This is a genomic window from Synechococcus sp. CS-1333 (assembly GCF_025128015.1).
In the GTDB taxonomy this organism is placed as follows: domain Bacteria; phylum Cyanobacteriota; class Cyanobacteriia; order PCC-6307; family Cyanobiaceae; genus MW101C3.
The window spans coordinates 17,702-30,768 of record NZ_JAHLYO010000033.1; the positions used below are offsets into that span (position 1 = coordinate 17,702).

The following is a 13,067-nucleotide window of genomic DNA, read 5'->3' on the forward strand; positions in this document are numbered from 1 at the left end:
CTCACTCGGAATCGCGGCGGCTGGCCAGCCCCCAGAAGGCTCCGGCCAGCACCGCCATCAGCCCGAGGCTGGCCGCCCAGCTTGGGCTGAGTGCCCAGCTCAGGCCCAGCTGGGTGATTGCTCCCACCACCAGAGCCAGCAGCAGGCTGCTCACCACCAGGGCCAGCTGGCGCAGGCCTTCGCTCAGCGGCCCGTGCGCCAGTGCTTCCTCGAAGCGCACCAGCGGCACCGTGAGCGGCAGGTAGAGCGCCAGCGCCCACAGCGCGCCCCCCGACAGCAGGCTGGTCCAGTCGCTCACGGAGCGGGCCGCTCAAACTGCTCCCTAGCATCGGCCACCGAGGCAGGCTTCCGGTGATCCCTTCAAGCGCAGCGCCCAGCGCAGAGCCCGCCACCGCCGTGGTGCCGGCCACCCCTTCCCCCGCCATTCCCTGCGCGCAGCCCTGGACCTACCTGGGCCATGCCGTGCACGCGGTGCGGGCCGCCCCCGCAGAGCCGGTGGGGCCGGCCTTCCTGCTGGTGCACGGCTTCGGTGCTTCCACCGATCACTGGCGCTACAACATTCCGGCCCTGGCGGCACGGCACGAGGTGCATGCCATCGACCTGCTCGGCTTCGGCCGCAGTGCCAAGCCCGGCGAGCTGCGTTACGGCGGGGCGCTCTGGCGCGACCAGTTGGCCGCCTACGTGCACGAACGCATCGGCCGCCCCACCGTGCTGGTGGGCAATTCCCTCGGCGGCTTCGCCGTGCTGGCCGCCGGCGTGGCGCTGGGCCCCGACGCCGCCGGTGTGGTGCTGATCAATGCGGCCGGTCCCTTCAGCGACGAGCAGGCGCCTCCCCAGGGCTGGGGGGCGATCGCGCGGCGCACGATCGGGGGAGCGCTGCTGCGCAGCCCGGTGCTGCAGCGGCTGCTGTTCGAAAACCTGCGCCGCCGCTCCACGATCCGCCGCACCCTCCATCAGGTGTACATCGATCGCACCAACGTCGATGAGGCGCTGGTGGAATCGATCCTGCGCCCCTCGCGCGACCCGGGGGCCTTCGGGGTGTTCCGCACCGTGTTCGACATCCCGAGCGGTCAGCCGCTCGATGAGCTGTTCGCCGCCCTCACCGCCCCGCTCCTCTTGCTCTGGGGCATCCGTGACCCCTGGATCAATGCCGTGGGCCGCCGTGCCGCCTTCCAGCGCCACGCCCCCGCCGGCACCGCCGAGGTGGTGCTCGACGCCGGCCACTGCCCCCACGATGAGGTGCCCGATCAGGTGAACGCCGCCCTGCTGGAGTGGGTGGCCGGCCTGCCGAGCGCCTGAGTCATGCCCCTCCTGCAGCGAAGCCTTCCCTATCCCCACTGGGAGTTCAGTCCTCCCGGCAGCTCCGACGCTCCGGGCAACCCCGATCTGCTGCGCCTGGTGCCCGAGCGGGGCGGCTTGCTCACCGGCTGGCGTTGCAACGGCCGCGAGCTGTTGTATCTCGATGCGGAGCGCTTTGCCGATCCCGCCCTCTCGGTGCGGGGAGGAATGCCGGTGTTGTTTCCGATCTGCGGCAACCTGCCGGGCGATCAGCTGCCGTTGCCGGAGGGCAGCTTCACCCTGCGTCAGCACGGCTTCGCCCGGGATCTGCCCTGGCAGCTGCGGGCCCTGCCCCAGGAGGCGGGGGTGGAACTCGAGCTGCGCGACAGCCCTGCCACCCTGGCGGCCTTTCCGTTCCCTTTCCGCCTGCGGCTGCAGCTGCGCCTTGAGCCTGCTGCCCTGGCGATCACGGCGGTGCTGGAGAACAGCGGCAGCCGGCCGCTGCCCTTCAGCTTCGGCCTGCACCCCTATTTCAATGTGTCGGCGCTGCCGGCGCCAGACGGCGGCAACGCTGCGGTGCACCTGGAAGGGCTGCCGGAGCGCTGCTTCAACCATCAGGTGATGGCGGAGGCGGACACTGCCGCCACACTCGCGCCGCTGGCCGCTGGGGTGGACCTGCTGGCGCGGCCCGAGGGGCCGGTGCGGCTGGTGGATCCGGCTGCCGGGCTGGCGCTGGAGCTGCAACCCTCCGCCCCCTTTGACCTGGCCGTGGTGTGGACCGATCCGCCACGGCCAATGGTGTGCCTGGAGCCCTGGACCGGCCCACGCGGCGCGCTGGTGAGCGGCGACCGGCGGCTGGAGGTGGCAGTCGGCGCGAGCTGCACGCTGCTGAGCCGCTACGTGCTCAGGCCGCTCTGACGCCCGGCAGGCGCCCGCGCGCCAGCTGCTGCCTGGGGTCGAACTGGCGCTTGACCGCCTGGATCATCGCCACGGCAGGGGCGTCCTCCCAGGCGGGCACGGTGCTGCCGCTGGGTTGCTGCAGCACCGTGAGCTGGCCGCCCAGCTCCTGGCAGCGGCGCCGCAGCGCTTCCACCCGGTAGGCCGGCAAGGCCGTCGCCGTCGACCAGGCGTAGCCGAGGCCACTGCCGGCCCCCAGGGCCAGCGGCAGGCCGGCGACGGAGCGATCCGCCAGCAGCGCCGCGGTGTGGCTGGGCAACACACCCGGCCGCAGCAGCCAGAGCGGCTCGTCTGCGCCGGATACCGGTTCCGGCTGCTGGCCGCCGAGCCCCAGCACGCGCAGGGCCTCCAGCCGTTCGGGATCGAGCGGCAGCCCCTTGAGCGCGTGGCAGTCGGCCTGGGCGCGCAGGGTGACGAGCTGGTCGTCCAGGGCCTCGCTGCTCACACTGGCCAGGGCCAGCAGCAGGGCGGGCTGGGCTTCGGCTCCGGCCTGCTCCGCCAGTGCACTGCTCCACCAGTCGATCAGTTCGGGGGTGAGGCTGGAGCGCAGCAGCCACTGGCGCAGGCGCTCCAGCCCCTCCAGCGGCCCCTGCACCAGCAGCCCGCGCCGTTGCGGCGGCAGCGGGAAGGTGCGCAGGGTGAGTTCGGTGATCAGGCCGAGCGCGCCCCAGCTGCCCGTGAACAGGCGCATCAGGTCGTAGCCGGCCACGTTCTTCACCACCCGGCCGCCGGCGTGGGCGGCCACACCATCGGCGCGCAGCAGGCCGATGCCGATCACCTGATCGCGCACACCCAGGTAGCGCTGGCGCAGGCCGCCGCCGAGCCCCCGTGCCACCAGCCCGCCCACGCTGCCGGCCCCTTCGCCGTTGGCGCCTGTGCCCCAGGGCCAGTCGACGGCGAGCCACTGGTTGCGCGCGCGCAGGGCCTCCTGCAGCTCACGCAGCGGCAGCCCCGCCTCCACGGTCACGGTGAAATCGCCGCTGGCGTGGTCGAGCAGGCGGTTCAGGCGCGCCACGCTCAGCACCGTGTCGGTGTGCCGCACCGGCGGCCCCCAGCCAAGGCGGCTGCCCGTGCCGGCAGGCAGCCACGGCGTGCCGGCGGCATGCAGCTGCCGCACGAGGTCGGGCAGCTCGTGGGACGCGGGAGTGATCACGGCACGATGGTGCCATGGCCGCCCCGCCCCCCCCACCCGCGCCCCCGTTCAAGGTGGTCGTTTTCGACGACGATCCCACCGGTTCGCAGACGGTGCATGGCTGCCTGCTGCTGCTCCGCTGGGATCCGGACACCCTGCTGAGCGCCCTGCGCGACCCGTCGCCGCTGCTGTTCCTGCTCACCGACACCCGTGCCCTGGAGCCGGAGCCGGCGGCCGATCGGGTGCGCCAGATCTGCCGGGCGCTGCGGCCGGCGCTGGCGGCGGCCGGCATCGATCGCTGGCTGGTGGTGAGTCGTGGCGACTCCACCCTGCGGGGGCACACGCCGCTGGAGGCGGAGGTGATCGCCGCGGAGCTGGGCCCCTTCGACGCCACCCTGCTGGTGCCCGCCTTCCTGGAAGGGGGGCGCACCACGGTGGGGGGCTGCCATCTGCTGCACGGTGAGCCGGTGCATCGCACGCCCTTTGCCCGTGATCGCCGCTTCGGCTACGGCACCAGCGTGCTGCGTGACTGGCTGGCCGAGAAGAGCGGCGGGCGGCTGCTGGCCGCGGCGGTGCAGCAGATCGGCCTGGACGAACTGGTGCCGGCCGGCCGTGAGCTGTTGATCCAGCGGTTGCGCGGGCTGTCGGGTAACCCCTGGGTGGTGGTGGATGCGGAGCGTCCGGAGCAGCTGCAGGTGCTGGGAGAGGCGGTGCGCGCCGTGGTGCAGCCCCCGGCGGGCCAACGGCCGCTGCGGCTGCTGTTCCAGTCGGCCGCCAGCCTGCTGAACTCCCTGGTGGACTTGCCGCCGCAGCCCCTGAACCCGGCGGCCCTGGCCGGCCTGCGCCGGCGCGCGGCCACGGGCCCCCTGCCGGGGCTGGTGCTGGTGGGATCGCACGTGCAGCTGGCCGATGCCCAGCTGGAGCGGTTGCTGGCGGCGCCGGGTTGCGTGGGCGTGGAGATCCCGGTGGCCCGTGTGGCGCGGGTGCTGGAAGGCCCCCTGCCCGACCATTTGCTGCCCTCACTGGAAGCGGCCTGGCTGGCACAGCTGCGCGCCGTGCTGGCCAGCGGCCGCACCCCGGTGCTGTTCACCAGCCGGGGGGAGCTGGTCTGCCGCCATGCCGAGGAGCGGCGGCGGCTGGGCCTGGCCCTGGCGGCGGCGATGGCCCGGCTGGGGGGCGCGCTGGCGCCGCAGCTGGGGTACCTGATCAGCAAGGGGGGCATCACCAGCCAGACCCTGCTGGCCGAGGGGCTGGGCCTCAGCCAGGTGCGGCTGGAGGGTCAGCTGCTGCCTGGGCTGTCGATGCTGCGCACGGGCGCGGCGCACGAAACCGCGCCATTGCTGCCGGTGCTCACCTTTCCCGGCAATCTGGGCCAGGCGGACACGCTGCGGCAGGCCTGGGAGCAGATGGAGCAGTGATCGCCTGCATCACCAGCTCCCGCCTGCCGCGCATCGGCGGCCACCTCCGCTGACGCCAGGTTCAGCAGGGCGTTGGCGACGGCAGCCGGTAGAAGGAGGCCGCATTGCTCCACAGGGCTCTCTGTGCGGCCGGCTCGCCCAGGGTTTCGATCAGCAGGGTGAGGTCGCTGGGGTGGAACGGCCGCGGCGCCCGTGTGGACGGAAGGTCGGTGCCGAACATCAGGGCCTGGGGATTGGCGGCGTGCAGGGCGCGCAGGGCCTCGGCCACCGGCAGCTCCACCCGGGAGAAGCCGCTGGCTTTCACGCGCACGCCCTGCTCGGCGAGCTGCAGCAGCGTGGCAAAGCCGTCGCGCGAGAGGCCGAGGTGATCGATGCTCACCGCCGGCAGCCGCCGCAGCAACGGCTGCAGGGCCGCCAGCTCACGCGACTCCACATACAGCTCCACAGGCCAGCCCACCAGCGCATGCAGGCGCAGCGCCAGCGCCTCCAGGTGCTGCACGCGTTCTGAGCCCCCACGCCGCAGGTTGAAGCGCACGGCCCGCACGCCCCTGGCGTTGAGCGCGAGGATCTCCGCATCGGTGGCCTGGGCCGACAGCTGGATCACACCCACGAAGCCGGGGCCCAGTTGCTGCAGGGCACTGAGCAGATGGCGTTGACCGAAACCCTGGAAGGAGCCTGATACCACCGCTCCTGCCGTGATTCCCAGGACCTCGGTGCTGCGGCGGTAGTCGGCGACGGTGAAGGGCTCGGGCAGAAAGCCGTGGTTCGGCAGCAGCGGAAAGGCTGGATCGATGATGTGGAAATGAGCATCGAAGCGGTGGTGTTGCATCACGCTCCGCGTCGTGTTGATGCATGGCGCTCCGCTGCGCCGTTCCCTGCTTCTGGCTGCTCAAGCCGGCCGGTCGGATCCGCCATCCAGGCTCATGGCCAGCAGCTGCACCGGATGCAGCACCGCCAGCGGCCGCGGCGCGCTCTCCATGTGCTGCCGGATCTGCAGCGTGCAGCCGATGTTGGCGCTCACCGCCAGGTCGGCGCCGGTGCTGCTCAGGTCGGTGGCTTTGAGGCGGCCCAGCTCGGCGGCTTCCACGGGTTGCACCAGGTTGTAGATCCCGGCGCTGCCGCAGCACACCCCCGCTTCTGTGGCCTCCAGCAGCTGCAGGTGAGGGATCTGGCGCAGCAGCGCCCGGGGCTGTTCGCGCAGCCCCTGGCCGTGCAGCATGTGGCAGGCATCGTGATAGGCGAGCCGCAGCGGACGCTCGGCGCTGGCGCGGCTGCCGTCGCTGTGGCGCAGCGGCTGCAACCGCTGGCGCACCGCTTCGCTCAACCCCACCCGCTGCAGGAATTCCTGGATGTCCGCCACACGGCCGCCGAAGGCGCTGCCGCGCGCGGCCCAGGCCGGATCACCGGCCAGCAGGCGGCCGTAAGCCTTGAGCGTGTGGCCGCAGCCGGAGGCCGCCACCAGCACCGCATCGAGCGGTTCGGCGCCCGCCGGCTTGCCCTGGCCGATCACGGCGTCGAAGGCGTCGATCAAGGCTGCGGCCAGGGCATGGGTCTGGGCCTCTTCCCCTTGGTGGTGGGTGACGGCGCCGCAGCAGCCCTGGGCCGGCGGGATCACCACCTCGATGCCGTTGGCGCTCAGTACCTGCACCGCCGCCCGGTTCACGGCCGGCTCGAACAACCGCTGCACGCAGCCCAGCACGAGGCCCACGCGGTAGCGCCGCTCGCCCTGGGCCGGGGTTACCAGCGGCAGCGGATCGGTGAACGACTCCTCGGCCAGCGGCGGCAGCAGCCGCTCCATCGCCGCCAGCCCGGGCCCGAACAGGCGGGTGAGGCCGCTGCGCCGGGCCAGCCGTTGCAGCGGTGTGCCGGCATAGAGCCGCAGCGGCTGCAGCACGGCCCGCAGCCGCTGGGGATAGGGCAGCAACTGGAACAGCAGCCTGCGGAAGGCCCACTGGCCGCCGCTGCGCAGCTCCGGGGCGTTGAGTTTCGGGCGGGTGGCCTCGATCAGTTGGTCGTAGCGGACACCGGCCGGGCACGCGCTCACGCAGGCGAGGCAGCCCAGGCAGGAATCGAAGTGGCTCGCCACGGTGGCATCCAGCGCCAGCTCACCGGCATTGATCGCCTTGAGCATGTGGATACGCCCCCGCGGTGAATCCATCTCCGTTCCCAGCACCCGGTAGCTGGCGCAGGTGGGCAGGCAGAAACCGCAGTGGATGCAGGGATCGGTGACTGGAGAAGGCATGGCACTCAGTCTGCCCGGCTCAGGGCTTCCAGGACCGGCTGCTTCAGCCGCCGCACCGCCGCGGCGGTGAGATGGTCGTCGTCGGCCAGCTGCCACTTCAGATCGTCGAGGGAGCAGCCCTTTGGACAGATCCACGGCATCGGATCGATGAAGCGCACGCGGTCAGGGAGATTGCGGCTCAGTTGAACGTTGATCGTCCTGGTGGAGGTGGCATCCTCTCGCAGGGTGTTCAGGCAGGGCTCGCTCCATCGAGCGGGGCGGAACCACTCCGGCAGACAGAGCTCCCGTCCGATCAGCCTCGGACCGGCCCCGATCAGGGCGACCTGCAGCCCATTGGCACCAGCCCTGTCTGAAAAGGCATCCAGCGCCTTCATGTAAAGCGCCGTCTTCGCTTCGGTGCCCCGCACCGGCTGTCCGGTTCGATCCAGGAAATTGTCACGGGTGGCCCGCAGGCCGCTGCCCAGGTGACTGAGCTGATAGCCCGCGATCAGAACGCCATCTCCGGGTCGGCTGGTGGCGAGGATCCGGGAAGCAATCTCATCCTGGAAGCGCTCACAGCCAGGATCCAGATGGCCGAATGCGGTGGCCGGGAACGGGCAGCCGGCTTTGGTGAGCAGTGTGATTCCGGCGCCCTCCCGGTGGAGCTCGGCGGCCAGGGGAATCAAGGCAGTGGCATGGCTGTCACCGACCACGAAGATGGTCCGACCTTGGGCTGCGCCCTGGGGCGCGGACTCGACCGAGCAGGTCCTGGCCTTGGCATCGATCTGAGGGCGATCGAGCACATCGTTTCGATCGATCAGACAGGCCGTTGAGGTGATGGTCGTGCCGGCAATGCGCTGGTTCCGCCGTTCCTCGGACAACGTGGCCGGCCGCTGGCCGAGATAAAGATGGGGTCCGAGCCCTCCGCCAATCAGCAACAGCAGCATGGTTGCAGCGGCGGCGTTGATTCCGACTCCGATCAGGATGGTCTGTTGGTTGGTGGGAGCCCACGGCTTCGAACCGAAGGGGGTTTCAAGCGTCCGGTAGGACAGTTCTGCCAGCCCCAGGATCAGCAGCAACTGAAACGGCACACTCCAGGCGTGGATGCCGATCGTCCAGCGGCTGAGCACGATGACGCTCCAGTGCCACAGGTAGAGCGAGTACGAAATCTGGCCGATGCGGAGTACCGGGGGGCACGTGAGGATCCGGCCGAGCAAGGAACGTCCCCGCAGGGTTCGGATCAGCGCGCAGGTTGCCGCCACGCTGACCAGCATCGGGATCGAACTGGAACCCTGGGGCGCCAGGGTCACGCCGACCAGAGCCAGGAAGGCCCCCCAAGCCAGCCCGTCGCGAAGGGGGGCCTGTCCGGGTTCCCCCTGCGGATCCTCCCCGTTCGCGGTCAGCAGACAACCGACCGCCAACTCCCAGACCCTCGGCCCCGTGAGGAAGTAGGCGGCGGATGAATCGACCTGCCGCATCTGCAGAAACAGGATCAGCGACAGCACGGCCACCAGGGCCATCCCCAGGCGAAACCGCCTTCGCCCCGCTCCCCCGGCTCTGCCCAGTCCGAGCTGCCAGGCAGCCAGCGGAAACACCAGATAAAACTGATAATCCACACCCAGGAACCAGGTCTGGGTGAAGCTGTTGAGCTGGGCGCTGGTGCCGAAGTAATCGGTTGCCTGCTGGTGCAGGAACAAGTTCGAGGTCCCCGCCAGCGCAAGAAGCCCTGTCCACAGGGAGGCCGCCGGATCAGGAACCACCAGGCAGGTCAGCAAGGCGGTGACGACGACACAAGCGCTCAGAGCCGGGACCAGTCGCTGGATGCGTCGGCGGTAGAACCCGGCCAGGAAGGCTCCGCGGCTGTCGGCCGTTGGCCTGAGCTCCAGCGATCGGGTGATCACGTAGCCGGAGATCACAAAAAAAACGTCAACCCCGACATAGCCGCTCGGCAGCAGGGACTTGTTCAGGTGGTTGACGATGACGGCAACGATGGCGACGGCTCTGAGGCCGTCGATCTCGGCTCTGCGAGCGATCTGATGGGGGGGGGCACGCATCCCCCCGATTGTCCTCGGCCGCACCCCTGCCCGGAATCTCCGGGCTTCAGCCGCCGAAGTGGCGCACCACGGCCTCGGCGAAGCCGGAGCAGCTCACCGGATCCACCCGCGGTTCCATCAGCCGGGCCAGGTCGTAGGTGACCTCGCCGTTGGCGATCGCGGCGCTGATCCCCGCAGTGATCAGGTCGGCCGCTTCCTGCCAGCCCATGTACTCGAGCATCATCACGCCGCTGAGGATCACCGAGCCCGGGTTGATCCGATCCAGCCCCGCATGCTTGGGCGCGGTGCCGTGGGTGGCTTCGAAGATGGCGGCGTTGTCGCCGATGTTCGCCCCCGGCGCCATGCCCAGGCCGCCCACCACCGCCGCCGCCGCATCGGAGATGTAATCGCCGTTGAGGTTGAGGGTGCAGAGCACCGAATACTCCTGGGGCCGGGTCTGGATCTGCTGGAAGATGCTGTCGGCGATGCGGTCGTCGACGAGCACCATGCTCTTCCACTTGCCGTAGCCGTGGCTCTCGCCGATGCTGTCGAGCACCCCTTTCACTTCCGCGTCCACCGCCGCTTTCTTCTCGGGGGTGAGGCTGTCGTAGCCGGGTTCGATCAGGCGGGCGTTGTCTTCGACGCTGAGGCCGTGGTTGCGCTCCAGGTTGCCGAGGATCCAGCTTTCCCGCTCGGTCACGCACTGGTCGCGGAATTCGCTGGTGGCCAGCTCGTAGCCCCAGTCACGGAAGGCCCCTTCCGTGAACTTCATGATGTTGCCCTTGTGCACCAGGGTGACGTGGCGTTTGGCGCCCTCCAGCCCCAGGGCGTGCTGGATCGCCTTGCGCACGTGGCGCTGGGTGCCCGCCTTGCTCACCGGCTTGATGCCGATGCCGGCCCCCTCCGGGATGCGGCGTTTGCCGAGCTTGCCGTTGGCCGGAATCACCGTGTCGTTGAGGTGGGCGATCAGCTCCACGCACACCGGATCGGTGGCTTCCCACTCGATCCCCATGTAGATGTCTTCGGTGTTCTCCCGGTAGACCACCACATCGAGGTCCTGGGGCCGCTTGTGGGGGCTGGGGGTGCCTTCGTAGTAGCGGCAGGGACGCACACAGCAGTAGAGGTCGAAGATCTGGCGCAGGGCCACGTTCAGCGAACGGATGCCACCGCCGATCGGCGTGGTGAGCGGGCCCTTGATCGCCACGCCGAACTGCTCGATCGCGGTGAGCGTGTCCTGTGGCAGGTATTGATAGGTGCCGTAGAGCTCGCAGGCCTCGTCGCCGGCGTACACCTTGAACCACTCGATGCGCCGCTCGCCGCCGTAGGCCTTGGCCACGGCCGCATCCAGCACCCGCTGGGTGGCGGGCCAGATGTCCACGCCGGTGCCGTCGCCGCGGATGAAGGGGATGATCGGGTCGGAGGGCACCACCGGAAGGCCGTTCTCGAAGCGGATCGCCGTGCCGTTTTCGGGTGGGGTGAGCTTTTCGTAGGACGGAGCGGACAGGGTCACCATCGGCGGCAGGAGGGGGGAAACGGCGCGACCGACGGCGGTCCGTGGTCGTGGTGCCGGCCCGCTGGCGCAGCCTCCCTCGGGAAACTCCAGCATGGGTCGGCTCGCGGAGCCTAGGTTCCGTTCCATCCGCTGTTCTGCTCAGGGGAAACGCCATGAATGCGGCAGACCTGGCCCGAAGTCCGGAGATGGCCCACGCCATCGCCTCCGCCGCCGCCCTGTTCCGGCGCCATTTCCCTGATGCCCGCGCCAATCTCACCCCCTGGCGCGACGACCCCGACACCCGCCGTTTCGAGGAGCAGGCCTCGGTGGACCTGGCCTTCCACTTCCCCGGCTGGAGCCCCCGCCTGCAGTGCCGCAGCCTGCTGATGCAGCTGCGCCTCGCCGAGGCTCCGGTCGCCGGTGGCGGCGGCACCCCGCGGCTGCTGGGGGTGCTGCTCAGCGGCATGACCTTTCAGGGCGAGCAGTGGCGGCTCGCCACCGTGGGCGACTGGGAAGCGAGTGGCGTGAACCTGCCCCAGCCCGAGGTGGCGGAGAAGCTGCGGCTCGTCTGCCGTGACCTGTTCGCCCTGCTGGGCGAGGGGCCAGCCGCCGCCGCCGCCAGCGACGAGGCCGCTTAACCCTTCGCAACCTGAGCCGCCCGTGCCGGCGGCACGGCCCTAACTTGTTGGCCACGACCTACGGCACACCGGCTTCTATGGCTGTCGCCCTTGCTTCACAGTTGCGCGAAGGCACCAAAAAGGCGCACACGATGGCCGAGAACACCGGCTTCGTCACCTGCTTCCTCAAAGGGGTGGTCGACAAGATCAGCTACCGCAAGCTGGTTGCCGACCTTTATTTCGTGTACAGCGCGATGGAGGAAGAGATCGGCGCCCTCAAGTCTCACCCGGTGGTGGGGCCTATCGCCCACGACGCCCTCAACCGCCGCAGCGCTCTTGAGGCTGATCTTGCCTTCTACTTCGGCGCCGGCTGGCGTCAGCAGGTGCAGCCCACTCCGGGCGCCCAGAAGTACGTGGAACGCCTTCATCAGGTGGCCAAAGAATCCCCCGAGCTGCTGGTGGGTCACCACTACACCCGCTACATCGGCGACCTTTCCGGCGGCCAGATCCTCAAGAACATCGCTCAGAAAGCGATGAACCTGGGCGAACACGATGGCCTGCGGTTCTACGAATTCGATGCCATTCCCGATGAGAAGGCCTTCAAGGCCAGCTATCGCGAAAGCCTCGATCAGTTGCCGATCGATCAAGCCACCGCCGATCGCATCGTGGAGGAGGCCAACCACGCCTTCCACCTCAACATGGTGATGTTCCAGGAGTTGGAAGGCAACTTGGTGGCCGCCATCGGCAAGGTGCTGTTCGGCTTCCTCACCCGGCGCCAGCGCACCGGCAGCACCGAGGCCGTCGCCGCCTGAGCCGGCACCGGCCCTCCCCTGCGCCAGAGTCAGCGGCGGCTGCCAGATCGCCTTTGCGCCCCCTTCGCTTCCTTGTGCCCGGCACCAGCGGTCGCTTCCGCTGTGGCGGTCTTCAGGTTGAACTGCAAACGGCCCGCCTCACCGCTTCAATCGTGCCCACGGAGGTGGTCACCTATCGGCGAAAGGAACCCGGCAGGCCCTATCTGGCCGATCTGCTTCGCCAGGAGCGAGCACCCGGTTCGGCTCTTTGGATCGTGAGCTGGGGGTTTGACGTGCCCAGGCAGCTGCGCCTGCTGCGGGGCAGGGCGGTGGCGTATCACGCCCATAGCACTGGGTATGGCTTTGATTTGCCCGCTGGCGTGCCGGTGTTGGCGGTGAGCCGCAACACGCTCGGGTACTGGGGAAATCGGGCGCCACGCAACCCGCTGTTTCTGGTGCCAAATGCCATTGATGCAAGCTGGGGGGACGACGACAGTGTCGCCGATCCGGCCCTGGTGGCCCGGCGCCCTATTGATGTGCTGGTGCAGGCTCGCAAGAGCAGCGCCTACGTGCTGCAGCAACTGGTGCCGGCCTTGCGGGCCCAAGGCCTCCGGGTTGAGGTGCAGAGCGGCTGGGTCGACGACTTGGTGGGCTTGTTCCGCTCCGCCAAGGTGTATCTCTACGACTCGGCCGATTACTGGCGCAGCGAAGGGCTCAGCGAGGGCTTCGGACTTCCACCACTGGAGGCGCTTGCCAGTGGCTGTGTGGTGTTCAGCAGTGTCAACCATGCCCTGGCTGACTTCCTTGACCCGGGGGCGGTTGGCCACCAGATCGGCTTTGGCACACTCCAGGCCGACCTAGAGCGAATCATTGCTGCGGCTGCTGATCCGGGCCATTGGCAGGCAGACCCCGCCCAATGCAACAGGCTGTTGTCCATGTTCTCGGAGCAGGAACTGAGGTACCGCTGGGCAGAGGCCCTCAAGTCCATCGACCAGCATTGGGACCGGCTGTCATCCCTCACTCCGCCGCTGCGGAATCCCTCGCCCGCGAGCCTGGAAGCCATGAGGATCCTCTCCAAGCTGCGCAGCCTCACAAGCCGCTGGCGTGGACGATCGGTTCTGTGACTGG

12 protein-coding genes are annotated in these 13,067 nt (G+C 69.6%); 6 read left to right on the top strand and 6 right to left on the bottom strand.

The features are described 5' to 3' along the window. Position 1 precedes the first annotated feature (1 nt). Positions 2-298, bottom strand: a complete 297-nt coding sequence (locus tag KQ303_RS13145; RefSeq protein ID WP_259730648.1) for a hypothetical protein — start codon at positions 296-298, stop codon at positions 2-4. Positions 299-423: 125 nt separating this feature from the next. On the opposite strand from KQ303_RS13145, the gene KQ303_RS13150 reads away from it, so the two are divergent. Both KQ303_RS13150 and KQ303_RS13155 read left to right on the top strand, forming a co-directional pair. Further along, positions 424-1,299 (top strand): alpha/beta fold hydrolase, encoded by an 876-nt coding sequence (locus tag KQ303_RS13150; protein ID WP_255100717.1) that lies wholly within the window; start codon positions 424-426, stop codon positions 1,297-1,299. Positions 1,300-1,302: 3 nt separating this feature from the next. After that, the gene (locus KQ303_RS13155) at positions 1,303-2,196 is read left to right on the top strand and encodes a galactose mutarotase (RefSeq protein WP_259730649.1); all 894 of its coding nucleotides are present in this window, start codon (positions 1,303-1,305) and stop codon (positions 2,194-2,196) included. On the opposite strand, the gene KQ303_RS13160 is transcribed toward KQ303_RS13155, so the two are convergent. After that, positions 2,183-3,388, bottom strand: coding sequence for an FAD-binding oxidoreductase (locus KQ303_RS13160; protein WP_259730650.1), 1,206 nt, complete (start codon positions 3,386-3,388; stop codon positions 2,183-2,185). The two genes, KQ303_RS13155 and KQ303_RS13160, sit on opposite strands and share 14 nt — an antisense overlap. Positions 3,389-3,402: 14 nt before the next feature. Between KQ303_RS13160 and KQ303_RS13165 the strand changes: the two genes are divergently transcribed. After that, a complete protein-coding gene (locus tag KQ303_RS13165; protein ID WP_259730651.1) occupies positions 3,403-4,785 on the top strand; it encodes a four-carbon acid sugar kinase family protein in 1,383 nt (460 codons plus the stop codon). A gap of 61 nt (positions 4,786-4,846) precedes the next feature. Here the strand turns inward: KQ303_RS13165 and KQ303_RS13170 are convergent, their stop codons facing one another. The 4 genes from KQ303_RS13170 to KQ303_RS13185 are packed head-to-tail and all read right to left on the bottom strand — an operon-like array spanning position 4,847 to position 10,552. Further along, entirely contained in the window at positions 4,847-5,614 is a 768-nt protein-coding gene (locus KQ303_RS13170; RefSeq protein ID WP_259730652.1) for an amidohydrolase family protein, read from the bottom strand. 60 nt (positions 5,615-5,674) lie between these two features. After that, positions 5,675-7,027, bottom strand: coding sequence for a (Fe-S)-binding protein (locus KQ303_RS13175; RefSeq protein WP_259730653.1), 1,353 nt, complete (start codon positions 7,025-7,027; stop codon positions 5,675-5,677). 5 nt (positions 7,028-7,032) lie between these two features. After that, entirely contained in the window at positions 7,033-9,060 is a 2,028-nt protein-coding gene (locus tag KQ303_RS13180; protein ID WP_259730654.1) for an acyltransferase family protein, read from the bottom strand. Between the two features lie 46 nt (positions 9,061-9,106). Beyond that, on the bottom strand, positions 9,107-10,552 hold the full coding sequence (locus KQ303_RS13185; RefSeq protein ID WP_094513744.1) for an NADP-dependent isocitrate dehydrogenase: 1,446 nt from the start codon (positions 10,550-10,552) through the stop codon (positions 9,107-9,109). Between the two features lie 152 nt (positions 10,553-10,704). Here KQ303_RS13185 and KQ303_RS13190 point away from each other — a divergent pair, with 152 nt between their 5' ends. From KQ303_RS13190 to KQ303_RS13200, 3 genes are all read left to right on the top strand, one after another. Beyond that, positions 10,705-11,169 carry a hypothetical protein gene (locus tag KQ303_RS13190; RefSeq protein ID WP_259730655.1) on the top strand — a complete coding sequence of 155 codons (465 nt, stop codon included), beginning with the start codon at positions 10,705-10,707 and terminating at the stop codon, positions 11,167-11,169. Positions 11,170-11,246: 77 nt separating this feature from the next. After that, the gene (locus tag KQ303_RS13195) at positions 11,247-11,960 is read left to right on the top strand and encodes a heme oxygenase (biliverdin-producing) (protein WP_094513739.1); all 714 of its coding nucleotides are present in this window, start codon (positions 11,247-11,249) and stop codon (positions 11,958-11,960) included. Between the two features lie 53 nt (positions 11,961-12,013). Beyond that, complete coding sequence (locus tag KQ303_RS13200; protein WP_259730656.1) at positions 12,014-13,063, top strand: glycosyltransferase; 1,050 nt, start codon at positions 12,014-12,016, stop codon at positions 13,061-13,063. The last annotated feature ends 4 nt before the right edge of the window (positions 13,064-13,067 follow it).

What these genes read in the sequence shown, in the direction of transcription:
- KQ303_RS13185 (WP_094513744.1), bottom strand. Translation starts at nt 10,552, where the DNA reads ATGGTGACCCTGTCCGCTCCGTCCTACGAAAAGCTCACCCCACCCGAA.
- KQ303_RS13195 (WP_094513739.1), top strand. Translation starts at nt 11,247, where the DNA reads ATGGCTGTCGCCCTTGCTTCACAGTTGCGCGAAGGCACCAAAAAGGCG.
- KQ303_RS13180 (WP_259730654.1), bottom strand. Translation starts at nt 9,060, where the DNA reads ATGCGTGCCCCCCCCCATCAGATCGCTCGCAGAGCCGAGATCGACGGC.
- KQ303_RS13190 (WP_259730655.1), top strand. Translation starts at nt 10,705, where the DNA reads ATGAATGCGGCAGACCTGGCCCGAAGTCCGGAGATGGCCCACGCCATC.
- KQ303_RS13175 (WP_259730653.1), bottom strand. Translation starts at nt 7,027, where the DNA reads ATGCCTTCTCCAGTCACCGATCCCTGCATCCACTGCGGTTTCTGCCTG.
- KQ303_RS13170 (WP_259730652.1), bottom strand. Translation starts at nt 5,614, where the DNA reads ATGCAACACCACCGCTTCGATGCTCATTTCCACATCATCGATCCAGCC.
- KQ303_RS13165 (WP_259730651.1), top strand. Translation starts at nt 3,403, where the DNA reads ATGGCCGCCCCGCCCCCCCCACCCGCGCCCCCGTTCAAGGTGGTCGTT.
- KQ303_RS13155 (WP_259730649.1), top strand. Translation starts at nt 1,303, where the DNA reads ATGCCCCTCCTGCAGCGAAGCCTTCCCTATCCCCACTGGGAGTTCAGT.